Source organism: Paenibacillus sp. UASWS1643 (assembly GCF_008693195.1).
GTDB lineage: Bacteria > Bacillota > Bacilli > Paenibacillales > Paenibacillaceae > Paenibacillus > Paenibacillus amylolyticus_B.
In genome coordinates, this window is the sequence record NZ_VXKZ01000113.1 from 104,708 (window position 1) to 130,619 (window position 25,912).

General features: G+C 47.9%; 22 protein-coding genes. 5 read left to right on the forward strand and 17 right to left on the reverse strand.

Features of this window, described 5'->3' with window-relative positions; translation table 11 throughout:
* Positions 1 to 33: 33 nt before the first annotated feature.
* Both FE296_RS20820 and FE296_RS20825 read right to left on the reverse strand, forming a co-directional pair.
* Positions 34 to 900 carry an aldo/keto reductase gene (locus tag FE296_RS20820; protein ID WP_150366168.1) on the reverse strand — a complete coding sequence of 289 codons (867 nt, stop codon included), beginning with the start codon at positions 898 to 900 and terminating at the stop codon, positions 34 to 36.
* Between the two features lie 43 nt (positions 901 to 943).
* Entirely contained in the window at positions 944 to 1,501 is a 558-nt protein-coding gene (locus FE296_RS20825) for an STM3941 family protein (RefSeq protein WP_150366169.1), read from the reverse strand.
* A gap of 393 nt (positions 1,502 to 1,894) precedes the next feature.
* Between FE296_RS20825 and FE296_RS20830 the strand changes: the two genes are divergently transcribed.
* Positions 1,895 to 3,904 carry a S9 family peptidase gene (locus tag FE296_RS20830; RefSeq protein ID WP_150366170.1) on the forward strand — a complete coding sequence of 670 codons (2,010 nt, stop codon included), beginning with the start codon at positions 1,895 to 1,897 and terminating at the stop codon, positions 3,902 to 3,904.
* A gap of 184 nt (positions 3,905 to 4,088) precedes the next feature.
* Here the strand turns inward: FE296_RS20830 and FE296_RS20835 are convergent, their stop codons facing one another.
* Positions 4,089 to 4,778 (reverse strand): stalk domain-containing protein, encoded by a 690-nt coding sequence (locus FE296_RS20835; RefSeq protein WP_150366171.1) that lies wholly within the window; start codon positions 4,776 to 4,778, stop codon positions 4,089 to 4,091.
* Positions 4,779 to 5,189: 411 nt separating this feature from the next.
* Here FE296_RS20835 and FE296_RS20840 point away from each other — a divergent pair, with 411 nt between their 5' ends.
* Positions 5,190 to 6,383, forward strand: a complete 1,194-nt coding sequence (locus FE296_RS20840) for a MalY/PatB family protein (RefSeq protein WP_150366172.1) — start codon at positions 5,190 to 5,192, stop codon at positions 6,381 to 6,383.
* A 185-nt stretch (positions 6,384 to 6,568) separates the two neighbouring features.
* Here FE296_RS20840 and FE296_RS20845 read toward each other — a convergent pair whose 3' ends face one another.
* The 11 genes from FE296_RS20845 to FE296_RS20895 all read right to left on the reverse strand — a co-directional run bounded on the left by FE296_RS20845 (position 6,569) and on the right by FE296_RS20895 (position 18,501).
* Positions 6,569 to 7,180, reverse strand: a complete 612-nt coding sequence (locus FE296_RS20845; protein ID WP_150366173.1) for an ABC transporter ATP-binding protein — start codon at positions 7,178 to 7,180, stop codon at positions 6,569 to 6,571.
* Complete coding sequence (locus FE296_RS20850) at positions 7,170 to 8,126, reverse strand: ABC transporter ATP-binding protein (RefSeq protein ID WP_150366174.1); 957 nt, start codon at positions 8,124 to 8,126, stop codon at positions 7,170 to 7,172. The genes FE296_RS20845 and FE296_RS20850 overlap by 11 nt, the downstream gene beginning before the upstream one ends.
* A gap of 2 nt (positions 8,127 to 8,128) precedes the next feature.
* Complete coding sequence (locus FE296_RS20855) at positions 8,129 to 9,136, reverse strand: ABC transporter permease (RefSeq protein ID WP_150366175.1); 1,008 nt, start codon at positions 9,134 to 9,136, stop codon at positions 8,129 to 8,131.
* Positions 9,133 to 10,128 (reverse strand): ABC transporter permease, encoded by a 996-nt coding sequence (locus tag FE296_RS20860; protein WP_150366176.1) that lies wholly within the window; start codon positions 10,126 to 10,128, stop codon positions 9,133 to 9,135. The genes FE296_RS20855 and FE296_RS20860 overlap by 4 nt, the downstream gene beginning before the upstream one ends.
* A gap of 49 nt (positions 10,129 to 10,177) precedes the next feature.
* Complete coding sequence (locus FE296_RS20865) at positions 10,178 to 11,836, reverse strand: ABC transporter substrate-binding protein (protein WP_150366177.1); 1,659 nt, start codon at positions 11,834 to 11,836, stop codon at positions 10,178 to 10,180.
* Positions 11,837 to 12,120: 284 nt separating this feature from the next.
* Entirely contained in the window at positions 12,121 to 12,660 is a 540-nt protein-coding gene (gene nikR, locus FE296_RS20870; RefSeq protein ID WP_150366178.1) for a nickel-responsive transcriptional regulator NikR, read from the reverse strand.
* Between the two features lie 52 nt (positions 12,661 to 12,712).
* Positions 12,713 to 13,738 (reverse strand): alpha/beta hydrolase, encoded by a 1,026-nt coding sequence (locus FE296_RS20875; protein WP_150366179.1) that lies wholly within the window; start codon positions 13,736 to 13,738, stop codon positions 12,713 to 12,715.
* Between the two features lie 80 nt (positions 13,739 to 13,818).
* Positions 13,819 to 14,925: a hypothetical protein gene (locus FE296_RS20880; protein ID WP_150366180.1), complete on the reverse strand. Its 1,107-nt coding sequence runs from the start codon at positions 14,923 to 14,925 to the stop codon at positions 13,819 to 13,821.
* A gap of 289 nt (positions 14,926 to 15,214) precedes the next feature.
* The gene (locus FE296_RS20885) at positions 15,215 to 17,242 is read right to left on the reverse strand and encodes a hypothetical protein (protein ID WP_150366181.1); all 2,028 of its coding nucleotides are present in this window, start codon (positions 17,240 to 17,242) and stop codon (positions 15,215 to 15,217) included.
* Entirely contained in the window at positions 17,217 to 18,119 is a 903-nt protein-coding gene (locus tag FE296_RS20890) for an ABC transporter ATP-binding protein (protein ID WP_150366182.1), read from the reverse strand. Before FE296_RS20890 ends, FE296_RS20885 begins: the two co-directional genes overlap by 26 nt.
* Positions 18,112 to 18,501 (reverse strand): GntR family transcriptional regulator, encoded by a 390-nt coding sequence (locus tag FE296_RS20895; protein WP_036606399.1) that lies wholly within the window; start codon positions 18,499 to 18,501, stop codon positions 18,112 to 18,114. Before FE296_RS20895 ends, FE296_RS20890 begins: the two co-directional genes overlap by 8 nt.
* A gap of 1,211 nt (positions 18,502 to 19,712) precedes the next feature.
* On the opposite strand from FE296_RS20895, the gene FE296_RS20900 reads away from it, so the two are divergent.
* Both FE296_RS20900 and FE296_RS20905 read left to right on the forward strand, forming a co-directional pair.
* On the forward strand, positions 19,713 to 20,618 hold the full coding sequence (locus FE296_RS20900) for a futalosine hydrolase (RefSeq protein WP_150366183.1): 906 nt from the start codon (positions 19,713 to 19,715) through the stop codon (positions 20,616 to 20,618).
* Positions 20,615 to 21,457, forward strand: coding sequence for a 1,4-dihydroxy-6-naphtoate synthase (locus FE296_RS20905; RefSeq protein WP_150366184.1), 843 nt, complete (start codon positions 20,615 to 20,617; stop codon positions 21,455 to 21,457). The genes FE296_RS20900 and FE296_RS20905 overlap by 4 nt, the downstream gene beginning before the upstream one ends.
* A 480-nt stretch (positions 21,458 to 21,937) precedes the next feature.
* Here FE296_RS20905 and FE296_RS32900 read toward each other — a convergent pair whose 3' ends face one another.
* The 3 genes from FE296_RS32900 to FE296_RS20915 are packed head-to-tail and all read right to left on the reverse strand — an operon-like array spanning position 21,938 to position 23,758.
* On the reverse strand, positions 21,938 to 22,108 hold the full coding sequence (locus FE296_RS32900) for a hypothetical protein (RefSeq protein ID WP_190945398.1): 171 nt from the start codon (positions 22,106 to 22,108) through the stop codon (positions 21,938 to 21,940).
* 3 nt (positions 22,109 to 22,111) lie between these two features.
* Entirely contained in the window at positions 22,112 to 22,735 is a 624-nt protein-coding gene (locus FE296_RS20910; RefSeq protein ID WP_190945400.1) for a pyroglutamyl-peptidase I, read from the reverse strand.
* A 21-nt stretch (positions 22,736 to 22,756) separates the two neighbouring features.
* Positions 22,757 to 23,758: a Gfo/Idh/MocA family protein gene (locus tag FE296_RS20915; protein WP_150366185.1), complete on the reverse strand. Its 1,002-nt coding sequence runs from the start codon at positions 23,756 to 23,758 to the stop codon at positions 22,757 to 22,759.
* Positions 23,759 to 24,115: 357 nt separating this feature from the next.
* On the opposite strand from FE296_RS20915, the gene FE296_RS20920 reads away from it, so the two are divergent.
* Positions 24,116 to 25,846, forward strand: a complete 1,731-nt coding sequence (locus FE296_RS20920; protein WP_150366186.1) for an AraC family transcriptional regulator — start codon at positions 24,116 to 24,118, stop codon at positions 25,844 to 25,846.
* Positions 25,847 to 25,912 lie beyond the last annotated feature (66 nt).

Here is a 25,912-nt window from a genome sequence, read left to right on the forward strand (position 1 = left end):
CTTGCTCATATGCTCATCGTTCAAAGATACCATCTACACGATGTTTAAAGGTACCTTGCCTTTAGGTGCAGGGAAAGCTTCATCCAACCGGGTCCGTTCTTCTGGTGTCAAAACGATGTTCACTGCTGCTGCATTGTCTGCCACATGATTCAGCTGTACCGCTTTGGGAATCGCCAGCACATCTCCGTCCCTGATCACCCAGGCTAATGCGATCTGCGAAGTCGTAACTCCTCGATCCTGCGCAATCTCCTGAATGACGGGATGCTCCAACAATTCACTTCGAAGTCTGCCGCCCTGTGCCAGTGGACAATACGCCATAACAGGAACGCTACGTTCGCGCATCCAGGGAAGCAGATCATGTTCGATACCACGCGAAGCTGCATGGTAAAGCACCTGATTCACCATGCACTGAGCACCCTCCGGTAGACTCCATAACTCCTGCATATCCCTTGTATCCAGATTCGATACACCCCAGCGAAGGATTTTACCAGATTGCTTCAACTGTTCCAAGGCCTGAACCGTTTCTTCGAGTGGCACTCCCCCTCGCCAGTGGAGCAAATACAAATCCAGATGATCTGTACCAAGACGCGTAAGACTGCGCTCACAGGCCGTAATCATCTGCTTGCGATCCGCATGATGGGGATACACTTTGGATACGAGAAAAACTTCGTCACGATGGCCCGAGATGGCCTTTCCCGTAACAACTTCTGCCCCACCTTCTGCATACATCTCCGCCGTATCAATCACGGTCATTCCCAGTTCAATACCGGAACGCAGTGCCCGTATTTCTTCTTCTTGGCTGGATTGCTTCTCTCCCATGTTCCATGTGCCTTGCCCTATCGCAGGCAGGGCAGTTCCATCCGGAAGTAGAATCGTGCGTGTTGCATCACCATGCATCATCTATATTCCTCCATTCTGAAGACTTATGGACATTCTGACCTCTCTAACGACGGTTATACGAATCATATATCATGTTATCACTCACATGTCTCCAGTGGTTCATCATCATGATATACAATTGATCCAGTGGCACTGTGAGGCTACTTTGGGCAACGCTGATGGTCGCATCGACCATATTGCTGTTGACCGTCATCAATTTGCGTTTCATCCCGTTCTGGCGATCCAGAAAGGCTTTCTCGTCCCACAATTTAACCCCGATCATTTTCTGTCCCATTAATTCATACATAAAAATATTCTCAACGTCTCTCCAGGCCACGGCTCCTCCTGAGGTATAAGAAGATGCATCCAAAAACCCATCCTCATCGATGACAAAAGAAGGTTCCTTCTTAATCATCTTTACCAGACTGTAGCAGAAACATAGCCCAAAAAACAAAATGGATAGAAGTCCAATCACATCCGAAAGGATGGAATCATTCGTACCTGAAGAACGATCAAAAATCAAAAAAAATCCGGCTGCCACAAAAAGTGCCGCCCCTGCCGTAAGCCACGCCATTCGTTTCCGGTTTGGATATTCTACATGCTGCTCATAGGATGTGCTCAACGTGACGTTCCTCCTCCATTGCGACTGAATCATACAAGTTCTATATAAACGAATGGCTATGAACCAAATACCTGATTGTAGAACAGGAATTGCATTGTCCATTAAACCAAATTCACCAATGTTAAACATTAAATTAAGACCATTTTTCTTCATTTCTGCGGTTATTCAACATTAGGATTCGTCATCTTTCGAGCAATTCCTTTAACACACCTATATGAATTGAATAAAGAATATTTACATGGGTCACTCCGATGACAGAACAACCTTCCGATCGCTGTTATAAAAGTCTCCCCTCCCATCCTTAGTCATATTGTCCTGTCACTTGCTTTCCGTTAATATAAATGGAAAGGTTAGGAAATTAACCAATTCTAATTCATGGTGGGAGGACAAACAATGATGAGTCAGCGCGGCATAACATCGGAAGATCTTTATCAGATTACATGGGTTAATGATCCAACTCCGTCCCCTCAAGGCGGACAACTGGTATATGTAAGCCGGAAAACGAATGAAGCACGTGACGGTTATTGTTCTCACCTGAGACTGCTGCATCTGGGGAGTCAGAAGGACAGGCCCTTTACCTCTGGAGAGAAGGATCATTCCCCTGCCTGGTCGCCGGATGGGTCTCAGCTTGCCTTTTTAAGAGAGGTTGACGGGAAATCCCAAGTGTGGATTATCGCATCAGATGGCGGAGAAGCACAGCAAATCAGTCACCTGAAACATGGCGTCAGTTCCCTGCTCTGGTCACCAGATGGTCATACCATACTTGTGAAATCATCCGTGGATATGAGCGGAGATGAAGAATCAAAACATACCGATTCTAACGACGATGATCATAAACTGCCGCAAGAACATGTTGTGGACCGAATTCGCATGAAATCAGATGCCAGTGGATTATGGAACGGTCGCCGTTCCCACCTCTTCGCTCTCGCACCGATCGATGCGGAAGCAATTCCTGTAACTACAGGTCATTATGACGTTGGAGACTATGCCTGGTCCCCGGACGGAACATCCATCGCTTGGATTACGCAGATGCCTGAAAAAGGCGAGGACCATAATGATTACACCCTGACCAATCATGTGTACCTTGCCAAGGCAGACGGTTCGGATGTGCAGCAGTTGACCCCGGAAGGGTATACATTCAGCCGACTGACATTTGCACCGGATGGACAATCCCTGGCCCTGCTCGCCAGTGACCGTTCCTATGGAAATGCCACACTTGTGAAGTTGTACACCCTTCAGTTATCAGGTGGTGAACCTGTATGTCTAAGCACGGATTGGGACGTACAGTTAAATCACAGTATTGTTGGTGACATGCGATCACATCTGACAACCACGGGACCTGTATTCAGTCGGGATGGTTCATCCATCTTCTGTCTGGCGACTATCCATGGTAGTGTACGCATCGCCAAATTCGCACGAGACGGCAGCAGTGCCGACTATATATGGCCTGACGAACGGGAGATTTATCAATTTGCCGAGTTGGAAAACGGGCAGATCGTTGCCGCTGTTGCAGATACACAAAATCCTGGTAATCTCTATATGTATGAACAACCGGAAGATCCCGGGGTAGAACCGATTCAGCTCACCCGCAGCAATTCACAGCTTGAGGATGAGGTCCATCTTAGTGCACCAGAGACCTTCTGGTTCAATTCCTCGGATGGCCTGCGGCTGCAAGGGTGGATCATGAAACCTCGTGGCATGGTCGACGGGGTCAAAATCCCGACCATTCTTGAGATCCATGGCGGCCCGCACATGATGTATGGTTTTACTTTTATGCACGAATTTCAGATTCTCGCCGCACAAGGCTACGCTGTTATATACATCAATCCACGCGGAGGGCTCGGATACGGGCAGCAGTTTGTAGATGCCTGTCGTGGCGATTATGGCGGTGGCGACTATCGCGATCTCATGGAAAGCGTGGATTATGCCCTGTCCCAGTATGAGTTTATCGATGAGTCCAGACTGGGCGTAACCGGTGGCAGTTATGGTGGCTTCATGACCAATTGGATTGTTGGGCACACCGACCGCTTCAAGGCTGCTGTTACCCAACGTTCCATCTCCAACTGGTTATCTTTCTACGGTGTCAGTGACATTGGCTATTTCTTCACGGAGGATCAGATTGGCGGTAACGCGTGGGATGACACGGAAAAGCTGTGGAAACATTCACCGCTCGCTTATGTCGGCAACGTCAGTACTCCGCTGCTCATTTTGCATGGCGAACAGGATCTGCGGTGTCCAATTGAACAGGCGGAGCAGCTATACATTGCGTTGAAACGGCGCAAGCAAACCACTCGTCTCGTTCGTTTCCCAGGGGCCAACCACGAGTTGTCTCGCGGGGGTCATCCCCACTTAAGGGTACGCCGTCTGGAGCATATTGCCGGTTGGTTTAACGAGCACCTGTAAATAACTGCAATTTTCTGAGCATAGAACCAGATATGTTCAACCATAAAAGCCGCCCGTTGGAATCTGTTACGATTTCAACAGGCGGCTTTTGGCGTTACCTTTTGGAATAATAGAAGAATACGAATCATTATACTTTGAATGACTCAAGCACGTTAGTATAAGGACGTGTGGTTGTACTCGTCGCTTACTCCTCACCCCATACTACGGTAACTTCATTCAGGTCCTTGTTGGTCGCAGATACAGAACCCGTGATCGTTACGGCATATTTACCGTCTTCACGACCCACGATACTGAAGCCGTCTGCCTCTATATCCTGAGTATTTTGAGTCAAGTTTTTGGTCTGATAGTAGTCCTTATAGGATGTTCCAACGGTTAACAGCGTTTCTTTTGTTGTGTACGTGAGGACAACTTTTTTGTTGCCATCCATGATGTTCTCAACGAGACTTGTCGCCTTCGCATCCTTCGGTAATGGGAAATCTGCTGGCAGATACTTGGACTTCACGCCTGCCGCCTGTGTGTTAGTCCCTGTTGAGGGTGAGGTTGATCCGCTGTTGCCTGTGGATGTGGACCCACCGGAGGAGCTTGAGGAGCCGATGCTCACTTTATTGTTTTGGGAATCATACTTCACTTCGGTCTTCAGTGCATCCGCAATCGAACGAACGGGGAGATATGTACTGCCCTGATATGTAATTGGCGCAAGCTTTTTGCCCTGGTCACCTGTCGGTGTGAATTTCTGTCCGTTCACTTCAATGGCGAGTCCATGGTTCAAATAAGCTTTGATCGTCTCCAGTTGTGTACCTGCATATACCCCTGCCGATCCGGTCAACACCATGCCGAACACACTCGCAGTAATCAACCACTTTTTGCTTTTCATCCTTAAACGCCTCCTGAGTTCAAATGTCAGCCTTATGCATCATACGATTCAAGACGATCGCTCGATGTACACGAAAGACTCATGTAGTTATGCTCATCTTGTATGGATACGAGCTTATTCGGATAACAGCCCGTTGTTCCACCAAATGTTAGCAATATAATAGCATCTGACAAGGGGTTGTAAATAATATATGAACAAAACAGGACCAAGGGCGTACAAAAATAGTCTTTGTTGTATGCCTGCTGTTCTCTGGCTCGTTAAGTTGTTCTTATATGAATAAAGTCCTGAATTCTGGACCATACATATGAAGCTAATCGTACACGCACAACAGTTGCGAAATTAACCAATGTATTAGATAATTATTTGTCGATTTGTGATCAAAGGAACGGAACTCAAGGGGGATTAAATACGATGAATAACAATAACAGTACATTTGACCAGTCTATTAACCGGATCTCTACCGGATCAGAAAAATGGGATGCGCTTGAGGATATCTTCGGTGCTGCTGATGCGCTTCCGATGTGGGTGGCCGATATGGATTTTGCTGCTCCACCATCCGTCATTCAGGCCCTGCAAACACGGATGGAGCACGGGATTTTCGGTTATACAGTGCGGACTGAAGCGTATCATACCGCTGTTGCAGACTGGATGGAACAGCGCCACAACTGGAAAATTAACGATGACTGGATTGTGTTCACTCCAGGTATTGTGCCCGCACTCAGTATTGCTGTACAACGATTCACTCAACCGGGAGATGCAGTGGTCATCCAAACTCCGGTGTATGCGCCCTTCTATGAAGTAGTACGTGGTCAAGGTCGTGAACTGATCGCCAATCCTTTGGTAGAGAATAACGGTCATTACACGATGGATCTGGAACAACTGGAATCCAGCTTGAAGACCGGTCGGGTCAAAATGCTGATTCTGTGCAGTCCTCATAACCCGGTTGGACGGGTATGGACTCGTGAGGAGCTTGAAGGGCTTACGTCACTGTGTCTGCAATACAACGTACTGATGGTTTCAGATGAAATTCATGCCGATCTTGTTCATCAGCGCGGAACTCATACACCACTGACCCTGATCTCGGACGCCGTCTCTGATCTAAGTATCATCTGTACGGCTCCAAGCAAAACGTTCAATATTCCTGGCCTCTGCACATCCAATATCATCATCCCCAATGCCAAGTTGAGGGAATCGTTCGCGCAAGGTGTGAAAACGATAGGACTTGCCAGTATCAGTACGTTGGGAGCTGTTGCAACTGAAGCTGCATATAACGGTGCCGAGGAATGGCTGGATGAGTGCCTTGCCTATATCCGTGGAAATATGGAGTATGTACAGCAATATGTTGCGGAACATATGCCTCAGATTAAAATGCATCTGCCCGAAGCGACCTATCTGTTATGGATGGATTTCCGGGAGCTGAATATCCCACATGCACAACTATGCAACATGCTGCTTCATGAAGCAGGACTTGCTTTCAATGACGGGAGTTTCTTTGGAACAGAGGGTACAGGGTTCATGCGTATTAATGTAGCCTGTCCACGTTCCACGGTTGAAGAGGCGATGCGCAGGTTATCTGCGTTGTTAAGCAATGTGTCGGGCAAATAAGCGTCAGTTACAACTATGTATGTTTCGAACAAAACGTGTACTGTTCGTTAAATGACGAATATTTGTCAAAATAGAAAAAGGGGTGCCCCGTAGTCAAGTCCATGACTCACATTCATGGTCAATGACTGCACAAGGGGCACCCCTTTTGTATTCGATCATTTTATTTATTCAAAACATAATTAAAATTACAGTGACATCAATACCGGCATCGGTGTAATTCTGTCGCACAACCTGTTCAGCAAATCCCGATCATGGCTTATGATCAATAGCCCCAGATTACGCTGGCGAGCCACCCCCATCACGGTATGCCAGATCTGTGCCTGAGTGATCGCATCCAGCATCGTTGTCATCTCATCTGCGATCACATAACGTGTCAATGTACCAAGTGCTCGTGCCACACAGAATCGTTGCAGTTCCCCACCGGATAATTCACTCGGTCTGCGGTCAAGCCAAGCTTGCTGAATCCCCAAAGCTTCGAGCAACCGTTCATCCTGCACAGACGCCTCCTGAAGTACACGACGCATCCGCCAGCGTGGATTCACAGCTTTCTCCGGGTGCTGGAACACCAGCTGAACCGGACATACTCCTGTACGTGGGAGTGGTTCGCCCTCCAGTAACACTTGTCCTGTCACGGGTTCGGCATATCCTGCAAGGATGCGCCCAAGGCTTGTTTTCCCACAGCCACTCGGTCCCCACAAGCCAACGACTTCGCCTTGTTGCACCTGCATATTCATCTGTTGGAACACCCAAGATTTCTGATCGTAACGGTAACTTACATTCTGTGCTTCAAGTGGCATGGAGACACCTCACTTCTCCGCCCCGTACCTTACGAAGCTCTGGACGTTCGCGGGTACATGCAACGGTTGCTGCGCTACATCGGGGAGCAAATGAACATCCTGTCGTGATCTCTTGACCTGCCAACGGCTGGGAGCCTGGGAGTGGCTGAAATCCATTCTGCGGCAACGCATTCCAGAGCGCTTTCGTATATGGATGACGCAGACGTTCTCCATTCCCTTTAAAATCATCAACCTGCGCCGTCTCTACATTGGCCCCCGCGTAAAATACAGCGATGCGATCCGCTGCCGTCAGGGCTGTCGTGATATCATGAGTAATCCACAGAATTCCTACACCTTCATTCGCAAGCTCCCGAAATTGTTTCATCGTCTCGGCCAGTACTTCGGGATGAATGCCTGGTGTCGGCTCATCTGCAATGAGCAGCTTGGGCTGACCTGAGGTCGCTGTAGCCATCAACACCCGTCTTGCCATACCTCCGGACAACTCAAACGGGTATTTCCCGGCTGTTCCTTGAGGAAGATGATAACGATCCGTCAGCTCCTGCTCCGTCTTTTTCATATGGGATCGAGTCATGAAGCCGCGCTTCCGTCCCGAATTTCGGGTTACCGGCTGAACTTGCCTCCCCACCTTCATCAAAGGGTCCAAATAACTGACGGATTGTGGAATCAACATCAGCTCCTCACCACGCAGATGAAGCTGCCGCTCTGGAGTCAAAGGCTCGCCACTATAGCTTATTCTCCCCTCCAACCTGGCATTGGCAGGCAGAATGCCCATAATGGCCTGCGCCAGCACACTTTTACCTGATCCACTTGCGCCTACTACAGCCATGATCTCGCCCTCGTTTATGGAAAGATCCAGATTCTGAATGACATAAGTCTGTTCGTGCCCAAACCAGCCGCGAGCGCGCCGAAATGACACCGATACTCCCTGAATATCAAGAAGAGCCATGTTTACCTCACCTCCCTTGAACTACCTGTACCCGTCAATGTATTCAGACTGTTGCCCAATACATCAAACGCACGAACAACCAGCAATAATGCCAGTCCCGGGAAAAAGGCGAGCCACCACATGCCAGCAGATAAATATCTCATCGACTCTGACAAAATAATGCCAATTGCCGGTTGTTGCGGGGACAACCCCAGCCCCAGAAACGTAATGGCTGCCTCATGCAGAATCGCATGGGGGAAAATTAACAGTACGCCCACGAACAGTTGTGGAACCAGATGTGGCAGCATATGCTGCACCGCAATTCGCAATCGCGATTGACCCAACTTATGTGAAATCTGAATATATTCTGCGGATTTCAGTTGAATCATCTCCGCTCTTACAATCCGAGCCAGATTTGGCCAGTGAGTCAGCGCAATCGCTGCCGCCACTCCTGCCAAACCTCCACCGAATACAAAGGCCAGCATAACCAGCGATACCAGATGAGGTACACTCAGGAACAGGTCGATAATCCATGAGATTACCCGGTCAGCAGCCTTGCTTGAAGCAGCAGCCAAACCCAATAGCATTGCGATCAATCCGCCACCACATGCAGCAAGTAATCCCACTTGAATGCTGGTTGCCAAACCTTTTAATGTACGCATGAACATATCTCTTCCAAGCCAATCCGTGCCAAATGGATGCGCCCAGGTTGGAGCCAAATTCCGCTCCATTAATGAAGTCAGCGTAGAACCAGCTGGAAGCAGCCTGCCCGTCAACCACACAACGGCAATCCAGATCACCGCAAGGCTTCCCCAGATCACCGCTCTTTGGCGAGGATTTCGGAAATTTTGGTCTCCGGCACCCGCATAACCTTTTCTCGTTTGGCGTGTTGTTCCTGTTCCTTCTCCAGTCTCAGCTTGTAGTGATCCCGGATTAATGTTGTACCTGACCTCTTGATTCGCAGTTTTCACTTTCTGTACTTCAGCTGTTTCTGCCGTCTGCTCGGAGGAGCGTTCTAGCGTCTGCTTCATGACATCAGCTCCTCCTTCATCCGTGGATCAATCAAGCGATACAGAATGTCGGCCACCATATTACCTGTGAAAACAAAAATCGCACTGCACATCACAAGTCCAAGCAGCAGTGGAACATCTCCACGCAACCCCGCCTGAACCGTTGCCTGACCAAGGCCTGGGTATGAAAATACCTGTTCTGCAAGCACAGCCCCACCGAACAGGTCACTGAACGAAGCAAACTGCAGCGTGATGGCTGGCAAAACAACATGTCTGAACCCATGCCGACGGAACAGCTGAAATCCACGCTCCCCCCGCGCTCTCGCAAACAGAATATAATCCGACTCCAGCACATCCGTAAGCTTCTGCCGGGTATGCAAAGCGATGGAAGCTACTCCGGTCAGACTGAGAGTCAACGCTGGCAGTATCATATGAATAGCCCGATCGCCCCAGGTCACCTGATCAGCCGACATCCCTGCGGGTACCCCAAGACCAACTGGAAGCCATCCGAGCCACACCCCAAATACCATCAGCAGCAACAGCGCAATCCAGAATACCGGCGTGGAGGCCAACGTATAACAATACCAGCAGATCAGACGATCCAGCTTCGAATCCTTCCTCATGGCAGCAACTACACCAAGAGTGAACCCGAAGATACCAGATAGTAGCCAGGCTACAGCCATTAGCGCTACAGAATTCATGAATCGCTCCTGAATGATATCTGCTACAGGTTGTCTGTAAATCATTGATGTTCCCAGATCTCCCTGTACCAGCGCTTGTCCCCAGGTTAGCAATCGTTCTGTAGGGGATTCATTCAATCCCCATCGTTCTTCTATAAGACTGCGCTGTTCGGCGCTTACCCTGATCATGTCTCCACCAATGTAAGCTTCGATCGGGTCCACAGGAGAGAATTGCATTAATAGAAAAGACAACACACTGACTCCAACCAACAAAGATACGAGTCGCAACATTTTAAAACCAACAAATCTGGCCCATCCATTTCTGCCCGTCATCCAATCTCTCCCCAATTCAGGCTAAAGCTACTGCTAGGTTTCTTATTTCCTACTTCGTGCTGTTACCCCAGGACCATTCCTCCAGATTGGTTGTCACCGGCCAGCCGTGACCATGGGGATGGATCTGCTGCTCACCAATGTTCAGGCCATTCGTAACCAGATACAGATGATCTATGTTCACAAGCCACGCCCACGGCGCATCACCCTGATAACTGAAACCTGTTGTTCCATCCCATTCCGCTTTCTGCCAGAACGGTAATGCCTCTTCTTCACTTGTTGCATGAAGGGCTTTCTCCATCCAAGAATCCACGACAGGATTGCTATACAGCCCCACATTGTAATATCCTTCTCCTTTGTGTGTACTACTATAGAGGTTATACGTCTCTAGTGGATCATGACTGCCCCAACCAAATAATACAGCGTTGGAGTATGCCATCTTTTTCGTCTCTTCACGGCTTTTGCCTTCAACATTGATTTTAATTCCAGCCTGGGCAACCATATCCGCAGCAGCCAGTGCCAGAGATTGTCTTGTTAAATCACCTGCAAAATAAAGCAGATTGAACTCGGCCTCAACTCCGTTTTTCTCGACGATACCATCACCATCCGCATCCACCCAGCCACCAGACGCTAGAATGCGCTTCGCTTCTTCGAGATTGGCATCCGTAAATACAGCTTCTGCATTGCTCCAAGGCAGATCATCACTGACAGAATAAGCCGGACGACCATGCCCTTCCAGTACACCCTCAACCAAAGCCTCACGATCAATCACAACATTCACCGCTTGGCGAATCGCCAGATCGGATGTCACATCATTTCCTGCGGGGAGACCATCGCCCGCCTTGGCACCAGCAGGTTGCATGGGGAACATGATGCCCCGGTTATCTACGGTTTTCACGGCCTCTAATGTCATGCCATTCACCTGTTGTTTGCTAAAGGCTGCCGGGATCGCAGCGATATCCACTGTACCTGCCTGTGCAGCTGCATAAGCCGCATCTTCATCCAGATAGAGGAAGGTAAGTTTGTGGAATGCAGACTTGTTACCGTAATATTCTTCATTGGCTTCAACGATGGCCTGTTGTCCTTTGTCCCATTGAACCAGCTTGTACGGTCCTGATCCGACCGGGTGTTCTGCATAATCAGCGCCATAGGCGTGTTCAGGTACAATGCCAAGTGTCGTCAGCAGACTGATGAATGTAGACTGCGGCGACTTCAGTGTAAATACAACCGTGCTATTATCAGGTGCCTTCACATCAGCCATATTTGTCAAATCAATCACAGACCCACTCTGGGCAGCTGTATCAAACGTAAATTTTACATCTTCAGCCGTAAGCGGCTCCCCATCAGAGAATTTTACATCGTTCCGAAGTGTAACCGTCCAGGTCAGCCCATCTTCACTAACGGAGTATGCCGTAGCCAGATCGTTAACCAGTTGTAGCTTGGCATCCCTCTTCAGCAAGGTACTCTGGAAAAGTGGTGACCCATATTGCCCCCATCCGGTTGTTGGATCAAACCCACCTTCCGGCTCGGTGCCAACGGCCAGCACCAATTCGTCTTTGGTTAAGGTTGTACCTGATTGTCCATTCTCTGCTGGTGATGCTGTCGGCGCTCCCCCCTGCGCACAACCAGATAATGCAATGGAACATACAAGCAGGATGCCTAATCCTGTTCTAACTTTTCGTTTTCCCCATCTCCATGAAAATTTGCCCATTCTGGTCGTTCCCCCTCTAAATATGTGCTGCACCCCTTTTTTCGTGTTACTTTTTAGAGAAATTGTAGCACAAAACACAAATCATATGTCGACAAAGTTCACTTCATCATCCATATTTTCTCATAATTTAGAATTAATAATTAAAAAGTTATATAACTGAGCATTTGTAGCGCTCTATAAAGTCAGGTATTATAACAAACCAAAAAAACAGACGGTTGGCATCTAACCAATAGTCTGTTTTTTAGATTTGCTATATTTTCATAGAAATTACACTCGTATTTGTCTTACTCCGTAGAGCGATGATGATGATGGCTGTGACCATGCTGCCCCGCACTGTGATTATGATCCAGACTTTGAATTGGATTGCCATCCTGACCGCTACTCTGAGCATGAGCCAGTTTGTTGAGTTCATCTACATAAGTCACAGACAGCTCCGCATACAAAACACCTTTTTGCACCTGGATCTGCTGATGCAGATGACGCAATCGTCCCAGGTTACCCCGTACGGCAATTACCTCCAGGCATTGGTCATGGTTCAGGTGCACGTGCATATTGGAAATGATGTCATGATGCGCCTCATGTTGCAGCTCCATCAAACGAATGGGAAGATCGCTGATATGGTGATCGTAGACCATCACAATGGTGCCTGCCACATCCTGGTCGGATTGTAATGTAGAAGGTTGCAGTAATGTTTTGCGAACAAGATCACGGAAAGCCTCAGATCGGTTTTTGTATCCCTGTTCCTCAATATAATGGTCAAACTGCTCAATCAGAGGTGTAGGAAACGCCACCCCGAACCGGGTCAAATCTTCTTTATCTGCCATACTTCTCCTCCTGCGCCCTCATTTGCTTCGAGTGTACCACAGACTTGTCTGCTCATCGACTATACTGTTGCATGAATCGTACTGCCGAATGTATCGCCTGTTGTCCGGCGTCACTCTCCAGATCAAATTGATAATCATGTCCCAGCTTCTCTGATGAGTTCGAGAAAAACAAGGTTTCCACCTCAACATCAAGGCGCTTCAATACTTGCGCGAGCTCAATCGATTGACTGGTCAACGGGTCATCATTGCCTGAGGTAATAAATGCAGGCGGATACTCTGCTGTGGCCTGAAGCACGGTCGACATTTCATGCAGACGTGGGTAGTCTTCGAATGTTTTGACTCCGGTGTATGACCAGAGAAATGTCCGTATGAGTGGAAAGCCTGTATTGGCTACCGTGCTTAGATTGTATGGACCACAGAATAGAAGAACCCCACGCAACTCTTCCGGCTGGGCGGCTGGAGTTATATTCATCAGCTTGGCGAGGGAAGGATTTGTCACCACGGCCGCAGTCTGACTTGCAATCTGGGCACCTGCCGAATTGCCTGCGAGAAATATGTTTTCCGGGTCACCCTGATACTCACTGACATGGTTCTTCACGTAAGTCAAAGCCTGATTCGCCTGGATCACGGGAATGGGATATTTCGTGTCCGGTGCGAGCGCATAATTCATACTGACCACAACATAACCTTGTTTGGCTAATTGTACGGCATAATCTGCGATATCTTCTTTGTCACCCAAGACCCATCCACCGCCATGAACCCATAACACAACAGGCAAAGGTTCCGATGTTACGGAAGGATAATAGATATCCAGCGTACTGTCATTACGCCCTCCGTCTGTATAGGGTACATCCACAACACGAGTTACGCCTCCCGAGATCATACTATCCTTGCCGTTCGTATCTGGATTAGCAATCTCAATAAATGACTTTAATAAAGATACCGTTATTTTGGGTGTCCATTGTGTACCAATCCCAATAAAACCTATGATCAAAATTAGTACAACGGTGGGAATCCAGTAACGTTTACGTTTAAAACCTTTTGCCCCCGTACGTTTCGTTTCCAATTTGGACTGCAATAGTTCCACCTCGTTCCATCATCATCGAAGCGTCTTTACATCTAAAGTGGTGTACGTAGCAGGGAGAACCAGGTTTCCTCTTATTTGGGTCTCTTCGCGATTTCCTGTCTGACTCTCACATACGTAGTAGATACTTTTTGCTCCAGTGTATGAATGTTTTGTTTTGTGCCTGTCCACTTCTCTGCTGCAGAAGCCAATGTGTTCAATGAGCTGAGTACACGTGACGTTTGGCCTTGCTTTGTATTCTGTTTGAACTGTTGTAGAGCATTGGAATATCGTTCTTTTGCCAGAGTTGCCTGTTTTTTAGCCGTTTGAATCTGTTTTTTCGCCGAGTCGGCCCCTGCTAGCATAGCTCGTAAACGTTTTATTTCAGCGCTCTTCCGTTTACGTGCTTCAGCAAGTTCCTTTTTCTTGATCCGGATGTCTTCTCTGGCAAGTTTCACAACGGGTTTCAACGTCTCTGCCTGAGTACGGATCGCTGCACTCCATTCCTTATTTTTGATGGCTTTGGCTGCATCCAACTGTCTATTGACTGAACTATAGAGGGCGAATAGCGGCTCATATCGGGCTTGGGTTTGCTTTACCTTTTCAGCTAGAGCTGCGACCTTCGCGTCATCGGTTTGTCTTATTTCTACACGTAATCGCTCCAATTCCGCGGTATTGGCGGCATGAAGTGTCTTTATCTTTTGTTCCCAAGTTTGCTCTTGAGCCTTCCAGTTCCCCACTTTCTCATACGCTTGCTTCAACGTTAACTTGGTTTGTGCATCGGCTTTGTTCAAAACGGAATCCCAGGCTTTCTGCGCGGTTACGCCAAGATCTATGCCCGCAGCCTCCACTGAAGAAGCAAAATAAATCGTGCCTGCGCTGAACAGAATCACAAGCCCTATAAGTAGGCGTGATCCGAAAATAAGATGAGCGAATGATGACAATTGGCGACGCCGGACGTTACTTTGTTCCATCATGTGACTATGACTAGTTGCTATTGGAGAAGGGAATAGTATGTCACTCGTCTCCATTGAAGCTATATCTTCTGTAGCTGTATCTTCGATATGCTGTCGCCCCTTCTTTTCTTCTAATAAACCGTGATGTTCTATGATGTTATGAGAGCTTGATCGTTCCAATAGGGAAGAACAACACTCCATTGCCTCCTGTTCACTTATTGTTTCCTTCCATGCTTCTGTTTGCATCCGTCTCTACACCCTTTCTTCTAAAGTATTTAGCAGAATAGCCAACGAAATCGGCGAACGACAAAAAAAGCACCCGCAAGTCAGGCATTTGCCTGCTCTTACGGGTGCTTCCCTCATAAGCCGTTCCATATGAGATTCGATTGAACGAGTCGCTCGAACCTTTCCTTTTTCTAATATATTCCATTCACTGTATCTGGTCAAGTCGTGCTAGTTTGACTGGTCTAATATCAACCCATCAATCAACGGGAGAACCCTTCCCGCTTATAGTTAACAACTGATACAGCTCAGCTTATTGATTGACCAAAATAGCTTTCATTTCCTCGGTCAGATCCTCTTCTTTTAGCATCATATAGATGTTCTCACCACGAGTTACATTCAACTTAATCTGATAAATGGTATCTTTCTCTGTTAGATAACCAGACCGTTGACGTTTGAGCAGATCGCTAATGATTTCTTTGTTTTGAGTCGCGACCTGCTTCTTGATGCTTAGACTCCCATCAATATATTCTGGCTGCGGAGTAGCCCACTGAAGCGAACCCGGACTATTAATCTCCTGCTTCGCAAACTGAGCGGAGACAATCTCATCTGCCTGGACAAGCAACTGGTCGTATAATTGGTTCTCCTTCAGCCAAGCCAATACCCGATCATAGCTGGGTTTGATCTCAAAATTCCACATCTCCCTCGGTTGAAATGGATCTTTCGAAGTAGAGTCCTGATTCATCTCCGCGTAAGCAAACGACTGCCATGGAGAGCGCTGTTCTTCATAAGTCTGGTCCAAAATGTCCTGTTTCAAGAGTTCCTTGAATTCACGGACTTGCTCTGGATTGCTAATATACACCTTTCGGTAAGAACTAGTGGCAGAGCGAATGCCAAAACTTAGTGCATCCTCTTCCAGCTTATACGTTTCAAAGGCAACTCTTTTGTAATCCTGGGACTGTTTCAGAGCCATTAATTCCTGATGGAATTCGGCTTCTGGAATGTAGTATTTGCGTTTCATCACCTTGCCGTTATCCAGCTTGTAATTAATAAATACATACTCATCATCACGCATACCTGGATTGATTGGATCATTCAATAAAGGAAGATCGGAATCCACGATTTTTTGATGAAGATCGATAACTGCCCCCATGTATTCCGGATCATTGGAATAGAGGTGCCCGTCATCCATTTTCTGATTGACACCGTTACTATAGATATAACGTTCTCCGCCAAGCTTGATGCTGTTCACCTTGTTTAGTTCAGGCACTCGGGCAGCGTATCCATTCCAGTCGGCAATAGGTACGTACAGTATCAGACCAGCGATAATACCATATAGAATCATCTTGGGTAGTAACTTGCTGCTCCAGATCAGCCATGTTTTGCGAATAATCATCTCGGCAACGATATAGCCTACAATGCCACCGAGAACATATCCGAAGATTCCCCATCCAGCTGATCCTCTTGGAGCAATAATAGTGAAGTAAGCTCCGCCAATCAGAACCAACGTAAACATTAAACCAAATCGGAATATAGGTTTCACAAGAGCAAACGTAACTGCTTGCGTAGCAGATTCAACCTGTCTTCTCGCATAGAGCACATAAGTCAGAGGAATAAACAGGATTGCGAATATCGAATAGATTATAAGTTCTCCATTAGTGACAGGAGAATAACTGATTGAAGCTACACGAAGAACAAGTGACATTTCTTCGGCATTACGTCCCAATTCATCGTACGGATATCCAAGCAAATAATGTTGGAGATGCAGCGACATAATGAACCACACAACAACAGGTAACAAAAGTAGCGCGTACACGGTAAGCCCCTGCAATACAGATTGACCAATGCACATACCGACCGCCACAGTTAGCATGAACATAAACAGCGAGTAGATACTCATGCTCAAACCCCACATCCAGATTGTATTGCCATCGAACAGAAATGCAGGTGTGTCCAGTACTGCCCATACCCAGCCTGTAATCGCAGTTGTAATCCAGATTGGAATCAGGATCATGGCATATCCGTTCAACAGATTCACCGTTAACAGATGTTTACGACGTAACGGCAAACTATGAAATAGATCAGAAGGTGCACCGGATTGAACATAGCGGAAAAGAAAGATACCCGCAGCTACCGGCAGTGTAATAGCGAACAAAATCTGCACTTCACCATTAGCCTGAAACAAACTTGTAATCTGTTGTGGCACATCCCTGTACTCGGTAGCGATATATAACGGAAGTGAGAACAACAATGTGATGAGATATAAAATGCCTATCCATCCATGTTGTCTGAAATTTTGGATCAGGATGCCCCGGTTACAGAACAATCGGTTGAATATCATATCCTGCGTCCTCCATTTCGTAAATAAAGATTTCTTCGAGCGTCAAAGGCAGTACATCCAGCAGATACGGATCATGTACACGGAATTGATCCGTTACCTGTTGTCGGTTGCCTTTGACAATGTACAGGGATACACTTCCCCGTTTTTCTTCATGCAAAATATTAATCTGTTCCTCCATGGCTTTGGCATGGTCCGGATGGCGGAAAGCAACCTGGATTTTGTGCGTATCGGCCTTCAGATCATCAAGATCCTTCTCTACAATAATTCGGCCTTTGTGCATAATCGCCACATGGTCACACAGATCTTCAATCTCACGCAAGTTGTGCGACGAGATAACAATGGTTACCTGACGCTCAGCTGCTTCCTGGAAGAGCAAGTTTTTGATCTGCTGGCGCATGACCGGGTCGAGGCCGTCAATCGGCTCATCCATCAGCAGCACTTCAGGCATGCAGCTAAGTCCCAGCCATACGGCTGCCTGACGGCGCATGCCTTTGGACATGCGATGCAGCTTGCGTTTTACGTCCAATTTGAACACGGTGGCCAGTTGCTTGAACCGATCCTCATTCCAGCGTGGATATACGGAACGATAGAATGCAGCCATCTGTGTTATTGAAGATTGCGGGAAAAAGTAGGGCGAATCTGCCATAAAGATCGTGCGGCCTTTGAGATCCATATTTTCATAAATCTCATTATCTTCGATACGAACTGTCCCGCTGTCCTGACGGTAAATACCAGCCATCATTTTGAGCAGCGATGTCTTGCCTGCCCCGTTGGAACCGAGCAAACCATAGATCGACCCCTTATGTATGTGCATCGTTACGCCATCCACTGCCTTTTCCTGTTCAAACGCTTTGACGACTTGATTCAGCTCAATCATGAGGCTCCTCCTTCTCTATACGGGCCATCGCTTCCTCAAACAAAAGCGTCATATCCGCTTTGGTCAAACCGGAATACGAAGCTTCTGCAATCAACTTCACCAGGGACTCTCTGATCTCATCTCTCATGGCTTCATTCGGATGTTCCACTGACGATGATACGAAGCTCCCTTTTCCCTGCAAAGAATAAATGTAACCTTCACGTTCAAGCTCACGATACGCTTTCTGAATCGTATTCGGATTCACAGTCAGCTGCGTGGATAACGCACGAACGGAAGGAAGCTGCTCGTCGGGCTTTAGAATACCGTATACGATCATTTCTTTGACTTTGTCCACCAGTTGCTCGTAGATCGCCTTACGGCTGCGTACATCTAATTCGAACATCCCGCACCTCCTTTCTGTAAATGTGTGAAATAACCTATGGGTGTTAAATGACTGTATCTGAGGTGTATGTGCAAATATCTGGGTGTAAAAAAGATGCTACCTAAGCTGTACAGCTGTACGTATTCAACTTTTAAGTGTGTTAACTGTACTACTATTATTAATACAGTTAAATCGAATTGTCAACCGTTGACTTTGACTTCTTGTTTTATTGGGAGTACGTTAATAAAGATAGGTTATATGGTTTATTTGACATATCAAACTATTGGAAGTAAGTTCATTTCGACTTAGGACGCGACACGATCAGGGTGGCATTCACATGAGGTGAGGCAAAACGGCTATCTGAAGCGATAGGGCTAGATGTGGCTACTCGAAGTGATACGGCTACCCGCCACCTTTGCTTGACCGCTTTTGACAGAATTACATGCAAAGGTTGTTCAGGTCTTTCCCCTTCCGTTATGATGGAGATGAAATATTGTTCAATAATCACTGTATCTTTGTTACTTTTTTGTGCGCGTTTAATCTGATTGATTGTTAGGTCTGTTATGCGTTATATATGTTGTGTTGTGTTATAGACCTATTGTCTGCATAAACGGTAGGCCGTAAAGTGGGCAGCTATATCAGAGTTAGCAAAACTGTGTATTTTGCTTTAAATTCGGGTTTACACAAATGAGCTACTATATAGGGATCAGGTGTAGACCCGGCCAGTTATTCATTTGGTTTGTGGTAAATAATCCGATGGCCCGATATATAATTAGCGTTGAACGGGTCGGGGCAGTCTTCAGCGTTTTCAATTGTTTATCTGTTCGTTTGGAGGGCCAACTCGTGCTGTCCACACTGAGCATATATATTGTAGATATGTCTTTCAAAGGGTGGACACGGACATGAGAAAGCACTTCGGAATTGATATCCTACATATAGATCATTTTTAATTTTATATCTGAAAACATCTATATATAGTGTTTCATTTTCCTGGATGGATATAGTATCTTTTAGAAAAAGTGTCCACTCTTTGAAAGACAAAATGAAGATAAATGTCCTTTTGTAGTGGACAAATATATGCCCTAATTCCATTTATATAAGCTGAACTATACATTTACACGAAAATATAGAAGTAAGTAGTAACCTTAAGAAGTGTAACTAGAAGCTTGCTGTAAGAAAGATACTATGGAGGCATATGTTACACTTCTAATACCTCATAAGGAGAATCCGATATGAATGAACATAAACAGGATGAAGAGCAGAATAAAAAACCAAACGCATCATTCGAAAATAGTGGACACCACGGTGATTCAACTGGGGAAATAAACACTTCAGATATAAGTCCGGTACAATCAAATTCATCACAACGTGTGTTAATTGTAACCGCGGTTGATGCGGAAAAAGATGCAGTCCTCCGTGGTTTGGGAGATACGGCCGCGGAACGTTTTGACGTCATCGCTGCGGGCGTTGGCCCAGCCTCGGCCGCAGCAGGAACAGCCGCTACATTGGCATATGCCGTAGCGGCTGCAAGCACAAGGGCGTTGGCGCAGGGTTCCACTGCGCCAAGCCCATCGGATGTGGCACAGGCATCTGCCACATCTTCAAGGCCGGGGCCCCTTGCCGGGGCCGGATATTCACCAGCCTACATGCTGGTGATCAGTGCCGGCATCGGCGGCGGGTTCCCCGGCCGGGCGGACGTCGGCTCCCTCGTGGTAGCCGACGCCATGGTTGCTGCCGATCTGGGCTCGCAGACGCCAGACGGCTTCCTTAGCGTGGACGAGCTCGGATTCGGCTCGTCCATTGTGGCGGCGGACGCGGAGCTTGCCGCTCGCCTGCGCCATGAGCTGCAGCGGGCCGGGCTCGCTGTCAGCGGAGGCACTGCGGTCACCGTGTCCACGGCGACCGGAACAGCGGAGACGGCCGCGGAGCTATTGCGCCGCGTGCCGGATGCCGCCGCCGAAGGCATGGAAGGCTTCGGCGTGGCAACAGCTGCCCAGCAGTTCGGCGTGCCAGCACTCGAAGTGCGGGCCATATCCAACGCGGTCGGTCCACGCGACCGCGATGCTTGGCGCATCAAGGATGCCCTCGATGCGCTTCAGGCTGCAAGTTCCATTTTACGGGAGGTTATTACATCATGAAAATTGCATTTTCCCCTTGTCCAAACGATACATTTATCTTTCACGCGTGGGTGCACGGGTTGATCCCTGGCGCACCTGAGCTGGATGTCCGTTATGCTGATATTGATATTACCAATGGTCTGGCGGCAAATCCCGATGGACCCGACACACCTGAAGTGATGAAAATATCTTATGCAGCACTGCCATACGTGTTATCTGACTATGCTCTGCTTCCTGCTGGAGGCGCACTTGGCAGAGGATGCGGTCCGCTGGTTCTGACCGCAAATGGCACGACCGATCCAGCATATCTTTCAGGACGACGGGTTGCTGTGCCAAGTGAACGCTCGACAGCATATCTGTTATTCCGTCTGTGGGCAGCGCAAAATGTTCCGGGCGGTGTAGGCGAGATTGTTGTCATGCCATTCGACCAAATCATGCCTGCTGTGCGAGACGGCAAGATCGATGCCGGACTTGTTATCCATGAAGCACGCTTCACATACCAGAACTATGATCTCAAACTGATGACGGATCTTGGTAACTGGTGGGAAAGCGATACGGGTCTTCCGATTCCACTCGGAGCCATCATTGCACGTCGCAATATGGATGCTCACGCCCTCGCCGGATGGGCACGCGCCTCCGTTGAATATGCTTGGGCACACCCGGACGAGTCGAGAGCGTACGTGATGGAACATGCCCAAGAAATGGATCCTGAAGTAGCTGCACAGCATATTGGCCTGTACGTTAATGAATTTAGCGCCAACCTGGGTGATGATGGGTATGGTGCGATTACTGCACTTCTTGGACGTGCCATGAAAGAAGGACTTGTTCCTGAGTTCGACCTTGATCTGTTGCGGATCTAACATCTATATCTGTACGCTCTATACTTAAAGAACACAGCACATCTTTTTTAGCCGGATAACGTGGGATGAGAATTCTAAAGAATCTCAGACATCGTATTCGGCTAAATCTTGTTCTAATTGCCGATAAACTCTCACACTCAAGCACAATAACGATCCTACGATTCGTTAGAAAATGGTAAGTGCCGATTTTCGGCTAATAGCGTGTACTCGATTCGTTAGGGTCCTGCATAGGGTACATTCCGAGATAAAAACTTTTTAACTAGCCAGGGTGATGGTGGTGTCCTAGGGTCTTGTTTTTATAAGGGCTTTGGGAGCATCAAGATACTTGCTGCAAACTAGTGGCCTCACTAACCATGTTGGACTATACATGACACACGACATAGAAAGAGCCGTCCCCTAACGTCAGACTCACGACGATGGGACAGCTCTTTTTTCACTATATATTTAATTTCATATTTATTCTCATACCTATCATCCTACTCAACCCAAGATAGAAGCAGAAAGAAACCCATGCAACTCCACACTCTCCACGTCATCTTGGAACTCTACTGTAACCCTTCCCAACTCACTGTTCTCCCATTCACAACTGTGGTCTACGAATAAACCATCGCCTACGCTCTGCTGCAACCGCAGCCGAACGACCGCAACCATCCCCTACGAATCAGCCAAAACCGTGCGAATCATGATCCGCAGCGCATCCAGCATCATGGGAATTGGCAGCGACGGAACGGAAGGCTGCAACACAGCCATCTCTGTGGAGGCTGGAAAGTGTACAAATCCGGCACGGATCGGAAGCTGCCTTACACGAATATATTCCAGTACCCGGTACATCGTGTTGTTGCAGATATATGTACCTGCTGTGTTGGACACGGCAGCTGGAATACCCGCTGCGGACATGTCATTCACCATGGCACGTATGGGCAAGGTGGAAAACAAACCGTCCGGGCTACCATCAGCAATTGGCTCGTCTACGGGACGTTGTCCCTGGTTATCCGCGTAGGAGCCAGGCGGAATGTCTTTGACATTAACGGCAATCCGCTCCGGTGTGATGGACGTTCTGCCCTTGGCCAGCCCACAGGCGATGACAACATCGGGCCCATAGGCTTCCATCTTCGAGATGAGCAGGTCTGCACATTCATCGAAGTGCACGGGCAACAGTACTGTTTTTAGCTCAGCCCCCTCCACCACTTCGTTCGCAAGAGCTTCCATTAACGCTCCCGTCGGATTCACCGCATCCCCGCCAAAAGGTTCAAACCCGGATATCAGAATCTTCACCATCACACGTCAGCTCCCGTCTGTTTACTCCGATTTGTATCGCAATCCCCACTGGCCCCGGATCGTGTCCATCAGCTTCATGATTTCCAGGGATTCGTCCAGTTTAATAGTATGGCTCTCCGTGCGACCTTCCAGGATGCAACGTCCCGCTTCTTCTGCCTCAAAAGCATAACCAATGCATGTTCGATCATCCGTAAACTTCTCGGGCTCGTCCTGACCATTCACATGCAGATAGGCTTCTTTACCCGCCAGGAATAAAGGCAGACGAATCTTGCCTTCCGTACCGTATATGACCGCTTCATTACTGAGGTTCAGACGAATGGCAGCACTCAGTGAGGCAGAACGCCCCTCGGAATAGGATAACAATACGGAAAATTGCTCATCCACACCCGTCTCACCGATATTGGCCGTACTCCATACATGCTGGGGCTGTTCGCCAAAGATCATCGAAGCAAAGGAGATCGGGTACACCCCTGCATCAAGCAGAGCTCCTCCACCCAAATCCGGATTAAGCAACCTTCCTTCCGGCTCCCAGCCGACACGGAATCCAAAGTCTGCCTGCAGCAAACGTACTTCACCGATTCGTCCTTCTGCAATCCATGCTCTGGCTTGAGCGATCGGCGGCAAAAAGCGTGTCCACATCCCTTCCATCAGGAAAAGGTTGCGCTCCCGTGCCTTCTCCACCAGTTGCTCCAGTTGACGCGCATTCATTGTAAACGGCTTTTCACAGAGCACCGCCTTGCCTGCCTCCAGACAAGCCATTACATTTTCCTTATGCACCGGATGAGGTGTTGCCACATAGATAATATCTACCTCAGGATCTTGCAGTATCTCATCATACGAGCCGTAAGCGCGTGCAAAACCATATTCAGCTGCAAACTTCTCCGCACTTCCCGCCGTTCGTGAACCTACAGCTGTTTTCACCGCGTTCCCGGCATGCTCCAGATCCTTTGCGAACTGGGATGCAATCCATCCCGTGCCCATAATGCCCCAACGTACTTTGTCCCGTCCCACTACTTCTGTCATATCGAAGCCTCCCTACTGCAAATTTGGTTGAAAAGGTTCATGATTCAGATCAGGCCAACATGTTATCCCCTTTATTTTACCAAAAAGAAACGCCTTCGTCAGAAAACGTTTTCCATATTGTACGTTCATTAGACTTCCACCTCATCCGCACCTCGAACATATCTGTGTACATTTCAATTCTTCAATAGATTTGCTAAGATTATCAGCAGACTAAGGCCAAGAGGATCTTGTTCCTATCCATGCAAAGCGTATCCATAGAGGTTCAATAAAGACGTTCAGGACCGCCAAAATATAGCACGTTCCCGATTCAATCATGACCTAAATAACTGTTTAAAAGAAAGGAGGTCGCTTAGCACCATGACAACCTTCCAAAGTACCGCCCACAGCGGCATGAATCCACACCTGTTGCATCAGCAGACAAGTCTCAATGCAGAAAAGGAATCCTCAACCCGAGCAGGCCTGAATGCATTCCTGAATGATACCCTGCTCGAACTTCGTCAGGCAAAACATATCATAACCCGTGGGAAATGGCGCTACTCCACTACTGAACTTGCTCATCATACCTTCATATATATGCACAAATTCACAGGCCAACTGATCATGAATGGGACCGAATCCCTCGTGGTTCGCAAATCAGCTTGTCTGTACACACCAGGAACTGCAATCGAACTGATCGGAGATGAAGACCATGATATTGAACTATATATCATTCATTTCGATCTGTATCGGGCTACGGAGAAAACAAAAGCCAGACGTATCTACGAACGTGAGCTCAGTTCACCTGTTACAGGCTGGATTCAGGGCCCATTTTACGGTATACAGCGCATTGCCGCACAGCTTACACAATTAAGCAATGAAGGTTTGGAAACAGGCTTGAAAGCACAGCTCCTCCTGACGGAACTGTTACATATGCTCTGGCCTCAAGAAGACCAGACTGACGTAGGGGCTGGGCAGGATGAACCCGAACAGTGGCTCAGGTCCACCCTGCAATACATGCGCGAAAACTATATGCACGAGATCAAGCTGGAAAAGCTGGCTGAACTGGCTGACATGCACCCGTCCTATTACTCACAGCTATTTAAGAGCCGCATGCAGAAGAATCCGATTGAATACATCACTCATCTGCGCATGAACCGGGCCAAGGAACTGCTGCTCACTTCCGATCTGCGTATCCGTGATGTGGCTCGTGAGGTGGGTTACCGTGACGAATTCTATTTCAGCAGACGTTTCCGAAACCATGCTGGCTATGCTCCCACTTCTTATGCGAAGCAGGTCCACCGGAACATCGTGTCGCTCTCCTATCCATACACGGACCATCTGATGACACTTGGCGTCACGCCATGCGCAGCTCAGATCCAAGGTCACCTGCCTCATCTGCCAAAATCGCTGGCACTGCCCTTCCACGCTTATGAACCGTGGGAACAGGGACGTCAGGCTTTCCTCGATGTGAATCCTGATTTGATTCTGACCAAGGACAATGCCACTGTAAAAGCCATGGAGCATATTGGCGATGTCGCTCCCATCATCACCATTCCCTGGAACCAGACAGACGTCTTCGGTCATCTGCATCAGATTGCCTCCATTGTGGATCGTACCCAAGCCGCGACAGATTGGCTCGATCGACATGAACGCAAGGCAGAGCGTGCACGCAAAAAAATCAAGGAATTCGTCGGGGACATCACCGTTGCCGTTGGCACGTTAACGCCAAAAGGTCCACGGATGTACAGCCATCGGAACTTTGGACATGTCTTTTATCGAACCTTGCAACTTGCCTCTCCTCAGCGTATTCAGACCGAACTGGCTGGCAAATCTCCCGGCGTTGGATTCAACTGGCTGCCCTTCACACCAGGAGAATGGGACGGACTGGAGGCAGATGTGCTGGTACTGGCGATTAATTCTATGCATGAAAAGGCAACACTGTTGAAAGAGATGGCTTCGAATCCACTGTGGAACAGTCATCCTGCGGTAAAAAACGGACGTGTACATCTCATCGACTGGAACTCATGGGTCGTATATGCTCCATATTCCATCAACATCCAGCTCGATGAAGCGCTCTCTATGTTGACGAACAAACCTTCACTTTTGTAATCTAAAAAATGTCCATCTTCAAAATCTTAATTTATGCCATGTACGGGCCTGAATTAAGATTCTATA